Source organism: Glycomyces tarimensis (assembly GCF_054776215.1).
In genome coordinates, this window is sequence record NZ_BAAHCB010000005.1 from 338312 (window position 1) to 359167 (window position 20856).

Below are 20856 nucleotides of genomic sequence, written 5' to 3' on the forward strand. Positions count from 1 at the left end.
CCGCAAGGCAGCCCACGATGTCGCCGACGCCGAAATTCGGCGCCGCGCACTCGTTGAGGCGCCTGCCGGTTCAGGAGCGCAGCGCCGCTCGCGTCCGCAGGATGCTCGACGCCGCCGCAGACCTGATCGAGGAAGTCGGCTACGACCGCCTGTCGACCACGGCCATCGCCCAGCGCGCCGACGTCGCCATCGGATCGGTCTATCAGTTCTTCGGCGACAAGCGTTCACTTGCCGAGGCGCTCAGCCAGCGCTACATCGACCTGTACTTCGAGCGCCTCTCGGCCCGGTTCGACGCCGAGCCGCCCGCAAACTGGCGAGTCGGCGTCGAGGCCGCCGTCGCCGAATACGTCCACATGTACCGCACCGCGCCCGGTTTCCGGGTCCTGCACCTGGCCGACGCCATCGACCCGGGCCGCGCCGACGCCGTCACCACCGGCGGGGACCACATCGCCCGCCAAATGCTCACCGGACTGGAAAAGCGCTTCGGGCTCGGCGGCGACCAACTGCTGTCCGAGACCGTCACCGTCGCCGTCGAGACCGGCCAGGCACTGGTCCGCCTGGCGTTCCGGCGCGACCCGGAAGGCGATCCCTCGGCCATCACCGAGGCGACGCGGGTGGTCTGCGACTACGTGGCGCGCCGCCTGTCGTAGAACTCTCGAACGCATGCGCCGAAACCCAAGACCGCGCCGGGCCGACTACTCTTCTTGAAGAGTCGGCCCAGCGCGGTCTTAGGGCGTCTGGTCTTCTGTAGGAGTCGGCCCGGCGCGGCCTTGGGGCGTCTGGCCTTCTTGAAGAGTCGGCCCAGCGCGGCCCCAGCGCATCCGGGCGACTCGTAGAGTCGACCCCGCGGCCTTTCGGAACTTGAGGAGTGGCATGGCGAACACGACAGCCGATCTGAAGACGGTGCTCAAGATCCGGCCGTTCAGACGCCTGTGGACCGTGCTCGGCCTCGCCTCCTTCGGCGACTGGCTCGCCCTGTTCGCCACCGCCGGCTTCGCCCAGTCCCTGTTCGACAACCCCGCCGCCAAGGGCGCGGCCTTCTCCGGCACCATCGTCCTGCGCCTCCTCCCTTCGCTCGTCCTCGGACCGGTCGCCGGCGTCTTCGCCGACCGCTTCGACCGCCGCAAGACCATGGCCGCCTGCGACACCGCCCGCTTCGTCCTCATCGCCTCGGTCCCCACCGTCTACCTCGTCACCAACTCGACCGCCATCACCGTCACCTGGCTCGCGATCAGCCAGCTCCTCATCGAAGGCGCCGTCCTCATCTGGTCGCCCGCCAAGGAAGCCGCCGTCCCGAACCTGCTGCCGACCCAGCAGTACGAGGCCGCCAATCAGCTCAGCCTCGTCACCACCTACGGCCTCGCTCCGCCGCTGGCCTTCGGCGTCCTGGCCATCCTCGAACGCGGCGCGAACGTCTGGTCCAACCTCGGCTCCTGGGCCCAACCGATGGTCCTGGCCCTCTACATCGACGCGGCCATGTTCGGCATCCTCGCCATCACCGTCTACTTCTTCATCCCGCAGATCTCCGGACGCGACGGCACTTCCAAGATCAAATCCGGCACCACCATGTGGGCCGACTTCGTCGAAAGCTGGACCTACCTGCGCGACCGCGACAGCGTCCGCGGACTCATCCTCGGCATGCTCGGCGCCTTCAGCGGCGCCGGCGTCCTCATCGGCGTCGGCACCTTCTACGCCGCCAACATCGGCGCCGGCGACGCCGCCTTCTACATCCTCGCCGTCTTCCTGTTCCTCGGCCTCGGTCTCGGCATCGCGCTCGGGCCGAAGATGATCCGGGAGCTCTCGCGCCTGCGCTGGTTCGGCATGAGCATCGTCCTCGCCGGCACCGGACTCGCCATCGACGCCCTCGCCCCCTGGCTGTGGGTCTCCCTGATCGGCTCGGTCACCATCGGGCTCGGCGCCGGCATGGCGTTCCTCGCCGGCATCACGCTCCTCCAACGCGAGGTCGAAGACGTGATCCGCGGCCGCATGTTCGCCTTCATCGCCGTCAGTGCCCGCGTCATCCTCATGGTCTCCATGACCGCCGCCGCGCCCCTCGCCGGCTGGCACGCCGCCCGCCAGCTCGACCTCGGCTTCACCACCGTCCAGATCTCCATGGCCCGAGTGTTGCTCTTCGCCGCGGCCGTCCTCGTCATCTGGCTCGGCGTCGCCGCGTTCCGCCGCATGGACGACAAGCCCGGCGTCCCGGTCCTCGCCGACCTGTGGTCCTCCCTGCGCGGACGGCCCATCAGCCTCGCCGTCCCAACCGACAGCAAGGGCTTCTTCGTCGTCTTCGAAGGCGGCGAAGGCGCCGGCAAGTCCACTCAGGCCGTCAAACTCTCCGCGTGGCTTAAGCTCCGCGGCTACGAGGCCGTCCTCACCCGCGAGCCCGGCGCGACCGACATCGGCATGCGCATCCGCACGCTCCTGCTCGACTCCGGCGGCGAATCCTCGCCCGCCCCCCGCGCCGAGGCCCTCCTCTACGCCGCCGACCGCGCCCAGCACGTCGACAAGGTCATCCGGCCCGCCCTCGAACGCGGCGCCGTCGTCGTCTCCGACCGCTACATCGACTCCTCCATCGCCTACCAGGGCTCCGGGCGCAGCCTCGGCAAGAAGGAGATCGCCTGGCTCTCCTCCTGGGCCACCGGCGGGCTCAAGCCCGACCTGACCGTCGTGCTCGACGTCGAACCCGAAGACGGCCTGCGCCGCGCCAAGGCCGGCGGCGACGGCGACCGCCTCGAACGAGAAGACGTCGACTTCCACGAGCGTGTCCGCCAGACCTTCCTCGAACTCGCCGACAAGGACCCCAAGCGGTACCTCGTCATCAGCGAGGGCGGCAGCCCAGACGAGATCGCCGCCACCGTCCGCGACGCCGTCGCCTCGCGCCTGGACATCCGCGCCGACGCCACCCGCACCGAGACCCGCTGGCCGGGCCTCGACCACGACAAGACCGACAACGCCTGGGGCAGCGTCGCCGAGGAGGCCGGAAGGCCATGACGACAGCGGCAGGCAGCGTCTTCGACGAACTCGTCGGCCAGGACGAGGCCCAGCGCATCCTCGCCGAGGCCGCGCGCGGCCTCGGCATGACCCACGCCTGGCTGTTCACCGGCCCGCCGGGGTCGGGCCGCTCCACCGCCGCCGTGGCCTTCGCCGCCGCCCTCCAATGCGAGAGCGGCGGCTGCGGCGAATGCCACGCCTGCCGCACCGTCATGGGCGGCACCCACCCCGACGTCACCCGCGTCATCCCCGAAGGCCTCTCCCTCGGCGTCGATCAGGTCCGCACGCTCATCCTCGATGCCGGACGCACGCCCACGTCGGGGCGCTGGCAGGTCCTCATCATCGAGGACGCCGACCGACTCACCGAGGCCGCCGCGAACGCCCTGCTCAAGGCCGTCGAAGAGCCGCCCTCGCGGACGGCGTTCCTGCTGTGCGCGCCCTCGACCAACCCCGCCGAGATATCGGTGACGATCCGCTCGCGCTGCCGCGTCCTGGTGCTGCGGCAGCCGCCCGCCGGGGCCATCGCCGACCTCCTGGTCGCCCGCGACGGCCTCGACCGGCACGAGGCCGAGCTGTACGCCGCGGCTGCCCAAGGGCACGTCGGCCGCGCCAGGCGTCTCGCCTCCGACCCCGACGCGCGCGCCAAACGCCATGACGTCCTCCAGATCCCCAGGCGCCTGACCGGTCTGGGCGCGTGCTTCACCGCCGCCATCGAGCTCATCGAGGCCGCCGAGGCCGAAGCGGCCGGCACCTACACCGAGCGGTCCACGGCCGAACGCGAGGCACTGGAGACCGCGCTCGGCAAGGGCGGCACCGGTAAGGGCGCCTCGAAGGCCGCCCGCGGATCGGCCGCCGCCTTGAAGGAGCTCGAGAAGCGCCAGAAGACTCGGGACACGCGCGCCCAGCGCGACTCGCTCGACCGGGCGCTGGTCGACCTGGCCGCCTTCTACCGCGACGCGCTCGCCGCCGGGTTCGGTGCGCGGGTCCCGCCCATCCACCCCGACATGGCCGACACGACCCGCGCCGCCGCGGGCAAGTTCAGCGCCGAGTCGCTGTTGCGCCGCATCGACGCGATCCTGGATTGCCGTAGGGCCATCGAGGCGAACGTACGGCCCCGCATCGCGGTAGAGGCCATGATGACGAAGCTCTGGCAGGCCTGAGCGCTGTTGGCCATCGGCATGAACTCGTCGGGATAGCGGAGCCCCCGTGAGCCCCCGTGAGCCCCCGTGAGCCCCCGTGAGCCCCCGTGATGGGGAGGCTCCGTGACCTGTCGAGACCGGCATTGGCCGCCGATGCGCTGGCGGGAACGGGCGTGAGTGATGGTCGCCCTGCGCTGAGGCAGCGATGGTGAGGTGGCGGGACGGTCGGGGTCGCTGGCTGGGGTGGGGCGCCGATGTGGCTCTGCGTGGGTGCCTGTTGAGACCGGCAATGGTCACCGGTCCGCTGGCGGGGTCGGTGTCGTGAATGGCCCGGCTGCGCTATGGCAGCAATAAAAGCTGTGGCAGTTGGGCTGGTGTTGGTTGGTCGGCGCGGAGGTGGTCGGTGGTGCCGTGCAGGGTCGGGCTGGGGCTGGCCTGGCAGCGGATACGGGGTGGCTGGTGGTCCGGTTCGGGGCCTGGGCATGGGAATGTGCTCGAAGCCGTTGCCGGTTTCGAGCTGGCGGCCTATGAGGTGCCTTCCCCGCCACGGCATCCCGTAGCGGGCACCCTAAAAACGGGGGCGGTCCGTAGTCGGGTGCCGGTGCGGCACTTACCAGGCTATGAGTCCACTTCGGTTCCGTTAGTGGTGTGGAAGGCTCAGGTCCGATCCTGGTGCTGCTCTCGGTTCCCGTTCCGGTCTCCGGTTCGGGTGCGGTCTCGGGTTGGGGTGTCGGTGTGGTGAAGCGTGCTCGCAGTTTGGCGCGGGCGGCTTTCGCGGCGGCCATGACCTGCTCGGTCTCGGCCTGTTCGGCAGCCGCTTCGAGGTCGGGTTTCAGGGTCTCCGACCATTCCTCGGGATATAGGCCGGTGGGGAAGGCGTTCGCGATGTCGTCGGCGAAGCCCAGATCCAGGTCGGTGTCGGTGCGCCAGTCGGCGCACCCGCATGTGAGGTCGGGGTCGGTGTCCTCGTGCCCCTCATGGTGGACGATCAACGCCTTACCCGGTCCGGTCTTCTGAATCGTCCAGCCGGGGGTGTGGACGCGGCCGTGGTGGAACCGGCACAGCAGGATCAGGTTCTCGGCCACTGTCGGTCCACCATTCGCCCAGTGGCGGATGTGGTGGGCCTCGGTCCACTGCACCGGTGCGAGACAGCCGGTCCAAGCGCACCCGCCGGGCTGCTCGAGTTCCAGCTTCCGCCGAAGGGCGCTGTTGGGCAGGCGGAGCGCGCGGCCGAGTTCGATCGCTTCGCCGGTGCGGTAGTTGAACACGTTGGGGATGACCAGGCCCTCGCAGGCGAGCAGGCGGGCCTTGCCCAGGCTGATCGGGTCGCCTTCCAGCGTCGGGACCCGGCCGGTGTCTTCCCCGGCCAACGTTTCGATGTCGACCGACAGGTGCAGGATGGCGGTGTGCCCGTGCCGCTTCGCCGCGTTCGGGTCGGCCCCGTGGGCCGCGAGCACCTGGTGGAACGCCTCGGCCCGGCGGTTCGCCGCAGGCGGCAGGCACCCGTCCTGGTCGACCTCGTCCTGACGCGGAGGCGGCACGGCGGTGGTCAACAGCTTCGCGAACAGCTTCCCGGTGTCGGCCGACAGCAGGCCCGAGAGCACGAACATGCCGTTCTCGGTCTCCACCAGGTCGAGCCGCTGCAACGACTGCTGCCCGAGCCCGTCCAACAGCTCCTCACCCGAGTCGAGGGCGGCTTGGAGCTCGTCGAGCTGGGCGTGCACGTCCTTCACCGTCGCGTGGATGCAGTACTGCGCGATCAAATGCTCCGGCGTCGGGCAGCGGGTGTCCGCGTCGAAGGGGGAGGGGACCGGCTCGCGGTAGGGGGTGCGGGCGTACACGCGCAGGGCTTTGGTGGCGTCCAGGCGCCGCACAGCTGCCGCGACCCGGTCAATCCGCGCCGCAGCAGAGGTCGCGGTCTCGGCCAGGACGGTGAACTTCCCTGCCGTGCGGGCGATGGCGGCGAGGTCGGCGGCGACGCGGAGGTGGAAGTCGAAGGTCGTCACCAGCCACTCCCGCAGCGCCGAGAATCCGCCGCAGTTGCGGTGGATGTTCCACGCTTTCGCCTCGATGACATCGGCGAGCACTTTGGCGTGGGCCTGGTTGATCATGGCCGCAGCTTCGTCAAGGTTGGTGTGGATGGCCGCTGCCCGCTCGGTCCGCTCGGTCCTGCTGGGCTTCATGCTCGCTTTGGCCATCTGACACCCCCTCGGTCATTGAGGTCTCGTACGAACCTGCTGTTTCCGCCGGTTCGTGCTATACCTCTATTCTCCCAGGTCACAAGGCTTCTGCCATCACCCATTAGGGTGGGAAAACACTCACGTTTCCGCCGCCCGGAACCACGAGAAGCCTTGCCCCGCAAGACAAACCGGACACCACACGGCCCGCCCGCGAAGCGGCCCGCGCCTACACCCACCGGCACGCCCGCCGACCCGACCTCCATAAAGCACGGACCTCTTCGTCGCCGCCCGCTTGAAGCCGCACCCAAACGGACCCGCACCTAGCGTCAGACCCCCCACAGGTTCCTACCTCGTCATCGCTGCGCCTGAAGTCCTACCTGCGCGCACGCTCCAATTGAAATCCAACCGAACCGAACCGAAGCGAACCGAATCGAACCGAATCGAACCGAATCGAACCGAAGCCAACCGAAGTCCGGGCCCCTCCAGCGCGCTCACTGGGTCCACAGGTGGTGAATGAACGCATCGTGCGCCTTCGGCGGCTGCCCGCTGCGCCGCCACCGATACCAGGCGGCCTCCTCCACCACCCGCACACAGAAGTCCCCGTCGATCTCGAACGGCTCTGACACGCACCGGAAGTCGTCACGGAACTCCCCGGCCCTCCAATACCAGACCCGCCTCCCCACCAGCCCGGGCACATCCGAGGCCGGCAGCGGCTTGCGCACCGGCGGCGCGTCCGGATCGGTCAGCCTGTCTATGAGGTAGCCCGGCGGCGGTGTCGACGTCTCGGGGTTCGGATCCGGCCGCTGCACCCACACGTCCTCGGCCGGCACCAGCGACGCGTAGGCGTCCCCGTCTCCGTCTACGGCCCTGTAATAGTCGGCCTCGGTGATCACAGGCACCAGCAGCATCCCGTCCCGCGTCACGGGATCATCGGCTCGCAGGTCGAACTGCCAGCCGCAGCCGGCCGATCCCGCGACCACCCTGGCCGAATGCATATCGAAGGCTCGCACCGCCGGCACCGGCATCAGCACGGGCGGCGGATCGGGGACTTCGAAGGCGTTGTCGGCTAGGCCCACCATTACTCCCGGCAAATCAGACAAGCGCGCGTATAACTCCGCTCGGAAGCGGGCTGGAACAAGGATAAGCGGTTGGCACACTCTGGGGATTCACGGCCCTGTCGCCTGCCATACAGTCTTATCCACAAGCACGGAACACAGCTGCTGAACACTCGACGAAAGAGGATGGAACGATGAGCGAGTACGACGACACCAGCGTTGAAGAGGACGTCGCGACCGACGAGTACGCGGTCGAGGACGACACCACCACCACCGAGGTCTTCGACATCAACGGCGACGGCGTCGAGGACGACACCTTCTCGGCTGACGGCCAGACCTACGTCGACGCCGACTACGACGGTGTGGCCGACGGCGTGGCCGTCGACACGGACGGCGACGGCGTCTCGGACGAGCTGCACCTCGACATGGACGCCAACGGCACCTTCGAGTCCGAGGCCATGGACACCGACGGCGACACCTACATCGACACCATCGCTTCCGACACCTCTGGCGACGGCGTCGTCGACCAGGTCAGCATGGACACCAACGCCGACGGCTGGATCGACACGGTCGCCTCCGACACCACCGGCGACGGCTACGCCGACACGGTCATCACCGACTCCAACGCCGACGGCTTCGTCGACGAGGTGAGCATCGACTCGGACGCCGACGGCTACGCCAACACCGTCATGACCGACACCGACGGCGACGGCTACCTCGACCAGGTGGAGACCACCCCCGAGGCGTACAACCCGAACCCGGGCACCGAGGGCGCCACCTCCGGCACCGAGGGCAACTTCCAGTCGTCCACCGGCGAGGTGCTGTAACACCGGCTCCTCGTGGCAAGGGAACCGAGAACCCCAGGGACTCGTCGCACCATCGAAGAGCGATAAGGCCGGATGCGAACCGCATCCGGCCTTTCGGTTCGCCCGGCTCAGCTGGTGCCGCGCAGGAGCGACATCGCCTCGGCGCGGGTCCTGGCGTCGGACTGGAGGATGCCGCGCACCGCGGAGGTGATCGTGGTGGCGCCCGGCTTGCGGATGCCGCGCATCGACATGCACGTGTGCTCGCACTCGACGACGACGATGACGCCGCCGGCCTCGAGGGACTTGTACAACTGGTCGGCGATCTGGCTGGTCAGGCGCTCTTGGACCTGGGGGCGGCGCGAGTACACCTCGACCAGCCGCGCCAGCTTCGAGAGCCCGGCCACCCGCCCGGCCGCGCCGGGGATGTAGCCGACGTGCGCGACGCCGGTGAACGGCAGCAGGTGGTGCTCGCAGAACGACTGCACCTCGATGTCGCGCACGAGGATCAGCTCGTTGTGGTCCTCGTCGAACGAGGTCTTCAGGACCTCGTCCGGGTCGACCCTCAGTCCAGCGAACAGCTCGGCGTAGGCGCGGGCGACGCGCCTCGGGGTCTCCCGGAGCCCCTCCCGCTCGGGGTCCTCGCCGACCGCGGTGAGGATCTCGCGGACAGCCGCCTCGATGCGGGGCAGGTCCACGGCCTGCTCGACCGCGCTGCCGTTGATCCGGCCGTCGAGCAGGCGTGCGGCCAGGTTGTCCAGTTCAGCCATCGCACAAGCCTACGACGACTGCTCGATCTCCTCGGAAGGCTCGGTCACGGTTGTGGGCTTCGAGCCGTTCGAGGTCGACACCGGCGGCTTGCCCGAGGGCCTGCGGCTGGAGGTGCCGTTGTACGGCGACATCGGCGGGCGCTTCTCGACGCGCTCGGCGATCCTCGCCAGGTCCTCCTGCGTGAGCGTCTCCTTCTCGAGCAGCTCGACGACCATCTGGTCGAGCACGTCGCGGTACTCGTTGAGGATCGCGTAGGCCTCGTCGTGGGCGATCTCGATCAGGGCCCTGACCTCGGAGTCGATCGTCGCGGCGATCTCGTCGGAGTAGTCGCGCTGGTGGCCGTACTCCTTGCCGAGGAACGGCTCGGAGTCGGAGGCGCCGTACTTGACGGCGCCGAGCTTGGCGGACATGCCGTACTCGGTGACCATCGCGCGGGCGACCTTCGAGGCCTTCTCGATGTCGTTCTGCGCGCCCGTGGTCGGGTCGTGGTAGACCAGCTCCTCGGCGGCGCGCCCGCCCAGCGCGTACGCGAGCGTGTCGATCATCTCCGAGCGCGACTGCGAGTACTTGTCCTCGGTCGGCAGCACCAGGGTGTGGCCGAGGCTGCGCCCGCGCGGGAGGATCGTGAGCTTGTGGACCGGTGCCGCGTGCGGCAGCGCCCACGCCACCAGGGCGTGCCCGCCCTCGTGGTAGGCGGTCATCTTCTTCTCTTCTTCGCCCATGACCCGGCCCTTGCGCTCGGGGCCGGCGATGACCCGGTCGATGGCCTCTTCGAGCGCGTAGTTGGAGATGGCGTGCTCGTTGCGCCGGGCTGTCAGGAGCGCGGCCTCGTTGATGACGTTCTCGAGGTCGGCGCCGGAGAAGCCGGGGGTGCGTCGCGCGATCGTGTCGAACTCGACGTCGGGAACGAACGGCTTGCCCTTGGCGTGCACCGACAGGATCGCTTGGCGCCCTTCCTTGTCGGGGGCGTCGACGGGGATCTGGCGGTCGAAGCGGCCCGGGCGCAGCAGCGCCGGGTCGAGGATGTCGGGGCGGTTCGTGGCGGCGATGAGGATGACCCCGCCGCGGGTGTCGAAGCCGTCCATCTCGACCAGCAGCTGGTTGAGGGTCTGCTCGCGCTCGTCGTGGCCGCCGCCCATGCCGGCGCCCCTGTGGCGGCCGACGGCGTCGATCTCGTCGACGAACACGATCGCGGGGGCGTTCTCCTTGGCCTGGGTGAACAGGTCGCGGACGCGGCTGGCGCCGACGCCGACGAACATCTCGACGAAGTCGGAGCCGGAGATGGAGTAGAACGGCACGCCGGCCTCGCCGGCGACGGCGCGGGCCAGGAGCGTCTTGCCGGTGCCGGGCGGGCCGAACAGCAGCACGCCCTTGGGGATCTTCGCCCCCAGTTCCTGGTACTTCTTCGGGTCCTCGAGGAAGTCCTTGATCTCGCGGAGTTCCTCGACGGCCTCGTCGGAGCCGGCGACGTCTTCGAATGTGGTCTTCGGGGTGTCCTTGGAGACCATCTTGGCCTTGGACTTGCCGAAGTTGAGGACGCGCGAGCCGCCGCCCTGCATCTGTGACATGAAGAACAGCAGCAGGAGGACGATGAGGACGATCGGCAGGAGGCTGAGCAGGAACGACACGAACACGGAGGTCTCGTTGACCTCGGTGTCGAAGTTGACGTTGCCCTCTTCGAGGCTCTGGGCGACGGTCTCGGTCATGCCGGAGGGCACGTAGGCCTCGACCTGGTCGCCGTTGGTCAGTTCGACCTGGACCAACTGCTCCTTGTCGAGGATGGTGGCGTCGGTGACCTCGCCGGAGTTGATCGCGTCGAGGACTTCGGAGGTGGTGGCCTCCTCGTAGTCGGAGCCGCCGGAGAAGAAGGTGCCGATGAGCACGGCGATCACCGCTATGAGCAGGATCCAGACCAACGGCCTCCGGAAAAACCGCTTCCGCTCAGGTGTTGGCTTCCCGGCGTCGACCACTCGTTTCCTCCTGCGTTCGTCGCGAATTCGCGGACTCGACCACTTCGTGCCGATCATTCGAAAGTACACGGCACGAGCCTGGAACGTCCTTCGAGAGGCGCTGGACTGCCGCGCATTGTGATCAGTAATTCCTACCACGGTCGGGTTGACCTCGCCCACCCAAGCCAGCGGCGTGCGCGAGGGGGTGGCACCCTTGTTACATGACGTCGGAGCTAGCCAGCCCAGCATCAGTGCCGTCGAAAGCCGCCGAGGCCGCGGTGTTCGACCCGGATTCGTGGTACGCCGAGGAGATCGAGCGCACCATCATCACCGAGGATGAGATCCATTCGAAGGTCGCCGAACTCGCCGACCAGGTCTCGAAGGACTTCGCCGACACGGACGAGCTGCTGCTCGTGGGCGTGTTCAAGGGTGCGATCATGTTCATGGCCGACTTCGCCCGGGCCTTGAGCGTCCCGGTGAAGATGGAGTTCATGGCCCTGTCCTCGTACGGGAACTCGACCAGTTCCTCCGGGACGGTGCGGATCCTCAAGGACATCGACTCGGATGTCACCGGCAAGCACATCGTCGTGGTCGAGGACATCATCGACTCCGGACTGACGCTGTCGTGGCTGCTCAAGTACCTCAAGGGCCTGAACCCGGCCTCGGTGAGCGTCGTCGCGATGCTCCGCAAGCCGGGCATGCAGCGGGCCGACATCCCGGTCTCCTACCTCGGTTTCGACATCCCGAACGAGTTCGTCGTCGGCTACGGCCTGGACTACGCCGAGCGCTACCGGGAGCTGCCGTTCATCGGGGTGCTCAAGCCCGCGGTGTACCAGAAGTCCTAGCGCAAGGCTCGGCCCGCGAGCCGTAAGCCCGCTCGAGCCGTGAGCGTCCGGCCGCTGCGGCGCACCTCCACGCCGCCGGGCAGGAACGTCGGCCCTTGGCCGTGCCACGCCGACACGAGCGCGTCGAGCGCGTCGAGGTGGCGGTGGTTCAGTTCCGCGCCGTTCACTCCCAGCTGAAAAATCCACGTGCGCAGCACCCGCCGGCGGATCGGCGAGGCGAGCGCGGCGAGCCGGTCGACGCTCGGCGAGCCCTCGCCGTCGAGGCACGCGGCGTACGCCTCGTCGGCCTGGGCGTCGAGGAGGTCGGTGTCGGCCGCGACGAGTGTGGCGGTGCGCGCGAGGTTCGCGACGATGTCGTCCCCGAGCGTGTCGGTCAGGACCGCCATCGCCCCGCGCAGTGCCGAGCGCTTGAACCTGGGGTCGGAGTTGTGCGGGTCGGTCCACGGCTTGAGGCCGCGCTCCTCGCAGACCGCGTGCGTGTCGTCCCTGCCGATGTCGAGGAGCGGGCGCCGGTAGCGTCCGCGCACCGCGCGCATACCGGCGATCCCGCGAGGTCCGGCCCCGCGGGTGAGCGCGAGCAGCACGGTCTCGGCCTGGTCGTCCCTGGTGTGCCCGAGCAGGATGGCCCGAGCGCCGTGGCGTTCGGCGGCCCAGTCGAGGGCCGCGTACCGGGCCTGCCTGGCCGCGGCCTCGGGGCCGCCCGAGCCGAGGACCTGCACCGTCGCCGCCTCGGACGGGTCGAGTCCGATCTCGCGGCCCCATTCGGCGACGTCGGCGGCGCGTTCGGCCGAGCCGTCCTGGAGTCCGTGGTCGACGGTCACCAGTCCGGCGCGCAGGCCCGCGCGGGGTGCGACGAACGCGAGTGTGTCGGCCAGCGCGAGCGAGTCGGGCCCGCCGGAGCACGCGGCGAGCACGAGCGAGCCGCGGGGCAGGTCGTCGAGGGCGTCGCGGACGGCGACGCGCATGCGCGCGAGCGCCTCCGGCAGCCTAGCCATGTCCGACTTTCGCGCCAGGGCTTGACAGGACTCGCGCGATCCAGGCCTCCGGCCGCTCGATCTCGGCCTCGGTCGGGAGGTTCCGCGGGGCTTCCCAGACCCGGTTGAAGGCGGTGATGCCCTCGGCGGCGACGACCTGGTCGACGAAGCGCCGGCCGGCCGCGTACTGCCGCATCTTGGCGTCGAGGCCGAGCAGCTGCCGCAGGAACCGTTGCAGCGCGCCGGGGTGTGCCCGACGCCGGTCGAAGCGGCGGCGCAGCAGTTCGACGTGGTCGATGTGCGTGGCGCCGACGCCGTCCATGACGGACTCGGCGTGGCCTTCGAGCAGGGTCATGAGCGCTTGGATCTGCGTGATGACCTCGCGCTGCTCGGGGCTGGTCATGGCCGCGACGACGTCGGCGTTCGAGAGGTCGCTGACGGGCGGCTCGCCCGAGGCGTCGTCGCGGGCGGCGCCCAGTGCGCGGCGCACGGCCCGGCCGAACTGAGAGGCGGTGGAGTCGTCGGGCTCGGCGGCGTCGAAGAAGGTGCTCAGGAGCCCGCGGAAGTAGTCCCGCATCCATGGGACGGCGGTGAACTGGACGAGGTGCGCGGCCTCGTGGACGGCGATCCACAGCCGGAATTCGCGCGAGGGCAGGCGCAGCCGCCGTTCGACGTCGACGATGTTCGGGGCGATGAACAGCAGGCGCCCGGAGTCGGTGGAGAACGTCTCGAACTGGCCGAGCACGCGCGACGACAGGAAGGCGAGGACGGCTCCGGCTTGGACACCGGTGACCTTGGCGGCCGGGCCCGCCTGCCGTTCGGGGTCCTCGGGCTCGGCGGCGCCGAGCTCGGTGAGCAGGCGCCGCAGGCCCGAGATGTTGATGTGGCTCCACCGGACGCGGTCGACGACGTCGATCGGAGCGGGGAAGGCGGGTGTCAGTCCGGTGTAGTCGGTGACCAGTTCGATCGCGTTGCGCGCGTGGCGATGCAGGTCGGCGACGACGTCGAGGGCCCCTTCGGGGCTCATGCGGGGGCCGCCGCGGCTGAAGGCTCGTGAACACGACGCCGCGGTGCGCCAGTCGATGGACGGCAGCATCGGGTTGCTCGCGGGCGGTGCCATCGGTCCAGCCTATCCAGAGCGCAGTCGGCTCGCCACCGTCACGCGCTATAACCCTTGCCAATCGTCCCGTTCCGGAAATGAACGACAAATTCATACATCGAAGATCTTGAAACTAGTCACGCTTCGATGGTAAATTCTTGTGAATCTGGCAACATCTTGCAGATCTGCGCGCAAGTATTTCAAAGGGAGCAACGATGCCTCAGCTCAAGCGCGGACGAACGGCGGCGATCGCCGCCGGCGTCGCCGCCCTCCTCGCCGCCGCCCTCACCCCGCCCGCCGCACCGTCCGACGAAGCCGAACCGGCACTCCGGAACGCCGCCGCACTCGCCGGCGGCGACGCCATCCTCAACATGTTCGAGTGGAACTGGAACTCCATCGCCGCCGAATGCGCCGGGCCCCTCGCCGACACCGGCTACACCCACATCCAGACCTCGCCACCCCAAGAACACATCCTCGGCACCCACACCACCGGCGGCGAAGAACACGCCTGGTACATCCACTACCAGCCCGTCAGCTACAAGATCGAATCGCGCCTCGGCACCCGGGCCGAATTCGCCGACATGGTCGCCACCTGCCGGGACAACGGCATCGGCGTCATCGCCGACGCGGTCATCAACCACATGGCCGCCGGCGCGAGCGAGACCCGCACCGGCTGGGCCGGGAGCACGTACTCCCAGTTCAACTACCCTGACGCCGGCTACGGCCCGAACGACTTCCACAACACCGGCTCGGACTACTGCGAGATCGACGACTACCGCGATCGCACCGAAGTCCAGCGGTGCCACCTCGTGGGCCTCAACGACCTCGACACCGGCTCGGCCTACGTCCAAGGCCGCATCGCCGGCTACCTCAACGACCTCATGAGCCTCGGCGTCGCCGGCTTCCGCATCGACGCCGCCAAGCACATCGACGCCGGCGAACTCGGCGCGATCCTCTCCCGCGTCGAAGGCGAGCCCTACATCGTCCAAGAGGTCATCGAAGGCGCCGGCGAGCCCATCACCGCCGAGGAATACGCCGGCAACGGCGACGTCCACGAATTCGCCTACCCCGTCGACCTCAAGAACCACATCAACGGCTCCGCCGACTCCCGGCACCTGCCCGGCCTCGGCACGAGCTGGGGCTACCTCCCCCAGGCCGGCACATTCGTCGCCAACCACGACACCGAGCGCGGCGGCGAGACCATGAACCACACCTGGGGCGCCGACTACCTCCTCGCCGAGGCGTTCATGCTCGCCCATCCGTTCGGGACGCCCTCGTCCTACACCGGCTACGAATTCGATGCCTTCCACCAGCCGCCGCCGCTGAACGCCGACGGCACCGTCGCCGACGTCAGATGCGGCGCCGGCGCCTTCACCTGCATCCACCGCTCCCCGTACCTGAGCGGCATGGCCGGCTTCCGCGCCGCCACCGCCGGCGCGGCCGTCACCGACACGTGGGGTTCAGGCGACGCCTTCGCGTTCGGACGGGGCGAACGCGGCTTCGCCGTCTTCAACGCCGCTGATTCGGCGATCACGCGCACCTTCGCGACCTCGCTGACCGACGGCCGGTACGTCGACGTCATCTCCGGGACCACCGTGACCGTCTCCGGCGGGACCTTCACCGCGACCGTCGCCGCCAAGAGCGCGCTGGCCCTCCACGTCGGCGGTGCCGGCGGCGGCACGGAGTCCGGCTGCATCGATGTCACCGTCACCGCCCACACCGACTGGGGCCAGACGGTCCACATCACCGGTGCGCCGGGCGAACTCGGTGCGTGGAACGCCGCCGCCGGTCCCGGGCTGTCGTCCCAGGGCTACCCCCAATGGACCGGCACGGTGCGGGCGCCCGCCGGCACGACCGTCGAGTACAAGTACGCGAAGGTCGACGAATCGGGCGACGTCGCCTGGGAATCGGGCGCGAACCGGACCGTGGCCGTCCCCGAGGAGGGCTGCGCGACCGTCGCCGACACCTGGCGCTAGCTCAGCAGCCGCATTGCGAGACCGCGGCGGTCACCTCGTCCATCGCGGTCTCGACCGCCTGCGCGTTCGTGTGGTCGTTGCTGATCATGGAGAACACGATGAGGCGCCCGTCGTCGGTCATCACCGATCCGGTCAGCGACGACACCCCGCTGAGCGTCCCGGTCTTCGCGCGCACCACACCGTTGCCCTCGGTGGCGGTGCCGAACCGCTGGAGGAGCGAACCCGAATAGCCCGCGACCGGCAGCGACTCGAACACCATGCTCGCCTCCGAGGCCGCCGCGCCCATGAGCAGCTGCGTGAACGCGTTCGCCGTCAGGCGGTTCGTCGGCGACATGCCCGAGCCGTCGTTGAGCACCAGACCGGTGGTGTCCACGCCGAGCGACTCGAGCGTCGCCATGTGGGCGCGGCCGAGGGCGTCCCACGTCATCTCGCCCTCGACGGCCAGCGCCGTCTGGAATCCGACCGCGTCCGCCAGCTCGTTGTCCGAGGAGAGGATCAGCGAGTCCACCAGGGCCGTGAGCGGCTCGGAGTGGACCGTGGCCAGCTCGGCGGCGCCGTCGGCGGCGGTGCCCTCGACCGCGGTGGCGGCGCCGACGAGGCCGGCGAACACCTCCGCGGCGTGCATCGCCGGGTCCCGGTGGTGCGGAGTGTATTGCTCGGAGTTGTCGATGCGGCCGCCGTCGATCATGATCGGGGCCGCCGGGGCCGTGTAGAGGTTCAGGTCCGACATCGGGACGCCGTCGGCGTTGACCTTGTCGTCGAAGATGCCCGTGTCCAGGTAGACGGTGCTCGGCGCGACGCCGTCCCTCGCCTCCAGGACCGCCTCGGCCAGTTCGGTGAGGCTCGCGCCCTCCCCGTAGTAGCCCTGCCCGTCGACGGTCATGGCCACGTCGCCGCCGGCGACGAGGACCACGGAGTCGTCGTCGGGGCCCTCGACCACGGTCGTCGGGATGCGGAACTCGGGGCCGAGGTGCTCGAACGCGGCGACGCCCGTGACGACCTTCATCGAGGACGCCGGCGTCATCGGCGTCGAGCCGTCCTGTTCGAACAGGACCTCGCCGGTGGTCGCGTCCGCGAACGCGGCGGACAGATCGCCCGAGAAGCGCCGATCGTCGAGCAGCCGGGGGAGGAGGGAGGCGAGGTCGGGGACCGGTGCGCCCTGGTCGAGCGCGGCCACGACCTCCGGCGGTTCGTCCGGCGGGTAGGCCTCGGGCGGGGTGAAGGTGCCGGTCTCGGGGACGGCCGCGGCCTTGATCTGCCAGACCAGGCCGCCGGCGGCGGCCACCGTGACGACGGCGGCGAGGATCGAGAAGACCCATGCCAGTCCGCTCCGTCCGCGTTTGGAACCCGGACTGGAGGGTGAACCCTCAGGTCGTGCGTGTGGCGTACTACTCGCGTCTTTGGGGTCGGCGTTGTCACTGAGGGCCATGCACAGAGACTAGGCCATTGAGAGCACTGGAATTAAGCCTGGAGGAGTGTCGGCCGATGGAGTTCGACGTAACGGTGGAGATCCCGAAAGGGAGCGCCAACAAGTACGAAATCGACCACAAGACCGGACGGATCCGCTTGGACCGGACGCTGTTCACCGCGACGGTGTACCCGGCCGACTACGGTTTCATCGACGACACCCTCGGCCAGGACGGCGACCCGCTCGACGCTTTGGTGATGGTGGAGCCGACGTTCCCGGGCTGTGTGATCCGCTCGCGCGCCATCGGCATGTTCCGCATGCGCGATGAGAAGGGCGTCGACGACAAGGTCCTGTGCGTGCCGACCGATGATCCCCGCAAGGACATGTTCAAGGACATCGCGGACGTGCCCGAGTTCGACCGCCTGGAGATCCAGCACTTCTTCACGGTCTACAAGGACTTGGAACCGGGCAAGAGCGTCGAGGGCGCCACGTGGACCGGCCGGGCCGAGGCCGAGGAGGAGGTGCGCCGCTCGTTCGAGCGCGCCAAGTCCGCCGGCTACTACGACAAGCACTGAGCACACGCGTTCACGGCGGCTCGGGCGACGCTCTCGCCCGGGCCGCTCTGCTATCCCCCGACGACGTCGAGCCGCCACGGCTTCGAGCGCGTGGCGGGCTCGGAGAGCTCGACCTTCCAGCCGTGCGAGGCGAGGAAGTCGCCCAGTTCGGCCGGTGTGGTCGGCTGGACGGAACTGGCCAGGAGCGCGTGGGCGACCTCGCCGCGGGTGGCCTTGGCCATGTGGGTGACGACGGTGCGCTTCCCAGCGGTGTCCTCTTTGTACACGTGTACGGCGACGCCGCGACCCTTCGGGCCCCACACCTGGGTGTAGGCGCCCGAGCGCATGTCGACGATGAGCTCGTCGCGGGAGCCGAGCGCCTCGGCGACGGCGGGCCGCCAGAGCTTCGCGAGCCGCTCCGTGCCGGGCAGGAGCGCCGACATGGGCATCCGGTATGGCGGGACGCGATCGGAGGGGCGCAGCAGGCCCCACAGCGGCGAGGCGATGAGGACCTGGTTGCAGTCGGGGAGGTCCCCGAGGCCGAGGCGGTCGTAGAGGACTCCGGTGTAGAGCTCCCATGCCGCGAGGGTCGGGGCGGTGCGCAGCTCGCGGTTCAGCTTGACGTAATGCCGTTGGCGGGCGGTGAGTTTGAGGGCCTCGGCGGCGGCGTCCTCGTCGGCGCAGAGCTCGACGAGCCGGTCGACGAGGATCTCGCGGACGGGGTTGAGCGCCGGGGAGGAGAGTCGCCCGAGGTCGAGGGGAGGTCCGTCTCCATGAACGGCCTTCCCTTCTGACGGAGGCAGCAGCATAAGCACAGCAGGCGAGTCTACCTGCTTCGACTCCCGGCTTCACAGCGGCGCGCGGATGGTTTATAGTACGTATGTTCGAACCAGCGGGAGCGGACCCGAATCCCACCGAGGGCCACGTGTGACGCGGTTCGAATAGGCGCGGCGGCGGCACCTCCGCAGCACGCCGCCGCGCCGTCCACGACTGCATTCGTCCAGCATGCCACCCGCCGCCGACAGTCGGAGTGCCGCAGGCCATCGCGGCACGCCTCACCGCACCGCACCTGCCCGAATACGGTAAGGTCGCGCGTGGGTCGTTAGCTCAATTGGCAGAGCTGCGGACTTTTAATCCGTAGGTTGTGGGTTCGAGTCCCACACGACCCACCACCATTCCAGGGCGGCGAGCAACCGGGCGGGTCCGATCGTCCCGCCCGGCACGGCGACGAGTGCAGCGGCCGCTCCCGCTCTTCGCCATCCTGCCAAAGCGTCACTGCCGGTCCCGTGCCGCTCCGATCGGGCCGGTCGCGGCCCATGTCGCGCAAAGACGGGCCGGATCTGCTCCGACTGGGCTCGGAAACGAGTGACCCGCGGCGGGACGACAACCCGCCGCGGGTTCGCTCTGGACGTGGACCGGTTACCGCGAGGGTCGACCGGGCCCTCGTCGACCTACAGCCAAGACCAGCCGTCCGTGCCGTCGTCCGACCAGATGTAGGCCCAGCTGTCGGTGCCGCTGGCCTCGTCTGCTCGCTGCCAGGACCAGCCGTCGGACTCCGAGGCCGAGGCCGTCGCGGCGAAGCCGAACATGGCCAAGGCGCCGGCCGCCACCGTGACTCCCGCACGGATGAGGAACTTGTTCGCGATCATGCAACCTCCATGGTTGTGCTGCGGCCACTGCCCTGAGGGAAGCGGACGACAAGGTCGGGAAGAACTGCTCAATAGCACCGTGCCACGGATCATCAAGGGGCACAAGATAAGACAAGTGAACCACAAGAACATGGCAAGGGAGGGTCGCAACGGTCTTCGGCGGTCTGTCCGGCAGTGTCGAGCGCGGCCGGCACCCGGCCGCATGCCGCGTCGCACATGTGGATCACGCAGGCGTACCGGACCCCCGGGGCTTCCGCCTACGCAGGCTCGAGCGGATGCGCTCGTCGTTCGCTTGCTTCGCCCTCGCCGCGGGCGGCCGTGACCTTCGCTGTGACCGGCGACTCATGCGCGGCGACCGGTCGCGTCGGTGGTGAACGGCCGATCACCTCGGGTGCATGGCCGTGGTGCGAAGGGGTATCCCTCTCTGGCCACCACAGCTCAATGAGAGGGCCACGCAGATGAGCAGTTTCGACAAGGCGAAGGACAAGGCCAAGCAGGCCATGGGTGAGGCGAAGGAACGCACCGGCAAGGCCACCGACAACGAGAGCCTGGAAGCGGAAGGCAAACGCGACCAGCTCTCCGGCGAGGCCAAGGAGAAGTTCCACGACACCCGCGACAAGGCCGCCGGCTCGCTCCATGACGCCAAGGAGCGCCACCGGGACGACGACGACCGCAGGTAGTGCTTGCCCTTGTCTCCGGACGGTGGGCTTCCCGCCGCCCGGAGGTCAACGCTGTTCGAAGTGGAACGACTTGATGAAGCAGTCGCGGGGCTGGCCGACGGCGAACAGGACGCAGTCCACCAGCGACCGCGCGCTCAGCTCGCCGTCGCACGACGCCGCTTCCCACTCGGCGCTCGAAGGCTCGGGGTTGGCGAAGTCGGGCGTGTACAGCGATATCACGCGAACGCCCTTGGGCCGCAGGCGTTTCGACAGGATCTCCGTGAACCCGGCCTGGGCGCTTTTCGCGGCGTAGAACGCCTCGTGCGCCTCCGAGCGGTCATGACCCTTCTCCGCGCAGGCCGACACCATCGTCACGATGTCCGGTTTGTCTGAGGCCAAGAGCAGCGGCAGGAAGTGCTTCGTGGCCAGGACCGTTCCCGTCGCCCCGGCCGCGAGCGTCTCGACGATCCGCTCGTCCTCGGCCTCGGTGAACTCGCCGGCGTCCAAGTAAGGGGCGCCGTTGTTGACCAGCACGTCGATGCGGTCGGTGCGGCCGGCGACCGCATCGACGAAGTCCGCGATCGAGTCGGCCTCGGCCAGGTCGCAGGCGAAGGCGTGGGCCCGCCCCGCCTTGCGGTGGCGGATCTCCTCGCAGACCCGCTCGGCGGCGTCGAAGCTCCGGGCCGAGGCGTAGACCTCCGCTCCCCGCTCCGCGAGGCTGATCGCCAGGCTCCTGCCGAAACCGCGGCCGGCGCCGGTGATCACGACCCGGTAGTCGCTCAATCGCATGACCGCCCCCCT

General features: G+C 69.3%; 18 protein-coding genes and 1 tRNA gene. 9 read left to right on the forward strand and 10 right to left on the reverse strand.

Translation table 11 applies throughout. The features are described from left to right. Positions 1–17 precede the first annotated feature (17 nt). From ACYVK3_RS07140 to ACYVK3_RS07150, 3 genes are all read left to right on the forward strand, one after another. Positions 18–650 (forward strand): TetR/AcrR family transcriptional regulator, encoded by a 633-nt coding sequence (locus ACYVK3_RS07140; RefSeq protein WP_460496590.1) that lies wholly within the window; start codon positions 18–20, stop codon positions 648–650. 223 nt (positions 651–873) lie between these two features. Continuing rightward, positions 874–2994: a bifunctional MFS transporter/dTMP kinase gene (tmk, locus tag ACYVK3_RS07145; RefSeq protein ID WP_460496591.1), complete on the forward strand. Its 2121-nt coding sequence runs from the start codon at positions 874–876 to the stop codon at positions 2992–2994. Then, positions 2991–4154 carry a DNA polymerase III subunit delta' gene (locus ACYVK3_RS07150; protein WP_460496592.1) on the forward strand — a complete coding sequence of 388 codons (1164 nt, stop codon included), beginning with the start codon at positions 2991–2993 and terminating at the stop codon, positions 4152–4154. The genes tmk and ACYVK3_RS07150 overlap by 4 nt, the downstream gene beginning before the upstream one ends. Before the next feature lie 272 nt (positions 4155–4426). Here the strand turns inward: ACYVK3_RS07150 and ACYVK3_RS07155 are convergent, their stop codons facing one another. Both ACYVK3_RS07155 and ACYVK3_RS07160 read right to left on the reverse strand, forming a co-directional pair. Next, on the reverse strand, positions 4427–6331 hold the full coding sequence (locus tag ACYVK3_RS07155; protein ID WP_460496593.1) for an HNH endonuclease signature motif containing protein: 1905 nt from the start codon (positions 6329–6331) through the stop codon (positions 4427–4429). Between the two features lie 473 nt (positions 6332–6804). Beyond that, positions 6805–7392 carry a hypothetical protein gene (locus ACYVK3_RS07160; RefSeq protein WP_460496594.1) on the reverse strand — a complete coding sequence of 196 codons (588 nt, stop codon included), beginning with the start codon at positions 7390–7392 and terminating at the stop codon, positions 6805–6807. Between the two features lie 170 nt (positions 7393–7562). Here ACYVK3_RS07160 and ACYVK3_RS07165 point away from each other — a divergent pair, with 170 nt between their 5' ends. Then, on the forward strand, positions 7563–8195 hold the full coding sequence (locus tag ACYVK3_RS07165) for a hypothetical protein (protein WP_460496595.1): 633 nt from the start codon (positions 7563–7565) through the stop codon (positions 8193–8195). A 107-nt stretch (positions 8196–8302) separates the two neighbouring features. On the opposite strand, the gene folE is transcribed toward ACYVK3_RS07165, so the two are convergent. Then, positions 8303–8941 carry a GTP cyclohydrolase I gene (gene folE, locus ACYVK3_RS07170; RefSeq protein ID WP_460496596.1) on the reverse strand — a complete coding sequence of 213 codons (639 nt, stop codon included), beginning with the start codon at positions 8939–8941 and terminating at the stop codon, positions 8303–8305. Between the two features lie 9 nt (positions 8942–8950). Continuing rightward, the gene (gene ftsH / locus ACYVK3_RS07175; protein ID WP_460496597.1) at positions 8951–10858 is read right to left on the reverse strand and encodes an ATP-dependent metallopeptidase FtsH/Yme1/Tma family protein; all 1908 of its coding nucleotides are present in this window, start codon (positions 10856–10858) and stop codon (positions 8951–8953) included. 254 nt (positions 10859–11112) lie between these two features. Here ftsH and hpt point away from each other — a divergent pair, with 254 nt between their 5' ends. Then, complete coding sequence (gene hpt, locus ACYVK3_RS07180; RefSeq protein WP_460496598.1) at positions 11113–11736, forward strand: hypoxanthine phosphoribosyltransferase; 624 nt, start codon at positions 11113–11115, stop codon at positions 11734–11736. Here the strand turns inward: hpt and tilS are convergent. Together tilS and ACYVK3_RS07190 are read right to left on the reverse strand one after the other, a co-directional pair. Beyond that, positions 11733–12731, reverse strand: coding sequence for a tRNA lysidine(34) synthetase (gene tilS, locus ACYVK3_RS07185; RefSeq protein ID WP_460496599.1), 999 nt, complete (start codon positions 12729–12731; stop codon positions 11733–11735). The genes hpt and tilS overlap by 4 nt on opposite strands. Beyond that, a complete protein-coding gene (locus ACYVK3_RS07190; protein ID WP_460496600.1) occupies positions 12724–13830 on the reverse strand; it encodes a zinc-dependent metalloprotease in 1107 nt (368 codons plus the stop codon). The genes tilS and ACYVK3_RS07190 overlap by 8 nt, the downstream gene beginning before the upstream one ends. A 194-nt stretch (positions 13831–14024) precedes the next feature. Between ACYVK3_RS07190 and ACYVK3_RS07195 the strand changes: the two genes are divergently transcribed. Further along, a complete protein-coding gene (locus ACYVK3_RS07195) occupies positions 14025–15785 on the forward strand; it encodes a carbohydrate-binding module family 20 domain-containing protein (protein WP_460496601.1) in 1761 nt (586 codons plus the stop codon). A gap of 1 nt (position 15786) precedes the next feature. Here the strand turns inward: ACYVK3_RS07195 and dacB are convergent, their stop codons facing one another. Then, positions 15787–17214 (reverse strand): D-alanyl-D-alanine carboxypeptidase/D-alanyl-D-alanine-endopeptidase, encoded by a 1428-nt coding sequence (gene dacB, locus ACYVK3_RS07200; RefSeq protein ID WP_460496602.1) that lies wholly within the window; start codon positions 17212–17214, stop codon positions 15787–15789. 56 nt (positions 17215–17270) lie between these two features. Between dacB and ACYVK3_RS07205 the strand changes: the two genes are divergently transcribed. Then, positions 17271–17768 (forward strand): inorganic diphosphatase, encoded by a 498-nt coding sequence (locus ACYVK3_RS07205; RefSeq protein WP_460496603.1) that lies wholly within the window; start codon positions 17271–17273, stop codon positions 17766–17768. A gap of 50 nt (positions 17769–17818) precedes the next feature. On the opposite strand, the gene ACYVK3_RS07210 is transcribed toward ACYVK3_RS07205, so the two are convergent. Beyond that, a complete protein-coding gene (locus ACYVK3_RS07210; protein ID WP_460496977.1) occupies positions 17819–18556 on the reverse strand; it encodes a YaaA family protein in 738 nt (245 codons plus the stop codon). A gap of 287 nt (positions 18557–18843) precedes the next feature. Between ACYVK3_RS07210 and ACYVK3_RS07215 the strand changes: the two genes are divergently transcribed. Then, a tRNA-Lys gene (locus ACYVK3_RS07215) sits at positions 18844–18919 on the forward strand. Between the two features lie 279 nt (positions 18920–19198). On the opposite strand, the gene ACYVK3_RS07220 is transcribed toward ACYVK3_RS07215, so the two are convergent. Continuing rightward, entirely contained in the window at positions 19199–19396 is a 198-nt protein-coding gene (locus ACYVK3_RS07220; protein ID WP_460496604.1) for a hypothetical protein, read from the reverse strand. Positions 19397–19854: 458 nt separating this feature from the next. On the opposite strand from ACYVK3_RS07220, the gene ACYVK3_RS07225 reads away from it, so the two are divergent. After that, positions 19855–20076 carry a CsbD family protein gene (locus tag ACYVK3_RS07225; protein ID WP_460496605.1) on the forward strand — a complete coding sequence of 74 codons (222 nt, stop codon included), beginning with the start codon at positions 19855–19857 and terminating at the stop codon, positions 20074–20076. Positions 20077–20121: 45 nt separating this feature from the next. On the opposite strand, the gene ACYVK3_RS07230 is transcribed toward ACYVK3_RS07225, so the two are convergent. Beyond that, a complete protein-coding gene (locus tag ACYVK3_RS07230) occupies positions 20122–20844 on the reverse strand; it encodes an SDR family oxidoreductase (protein WP_460496606.1) in 723 nt (240 codons plus the stop codon). Positions 20845–20856 lie beyond the last annotated feature (12 nt).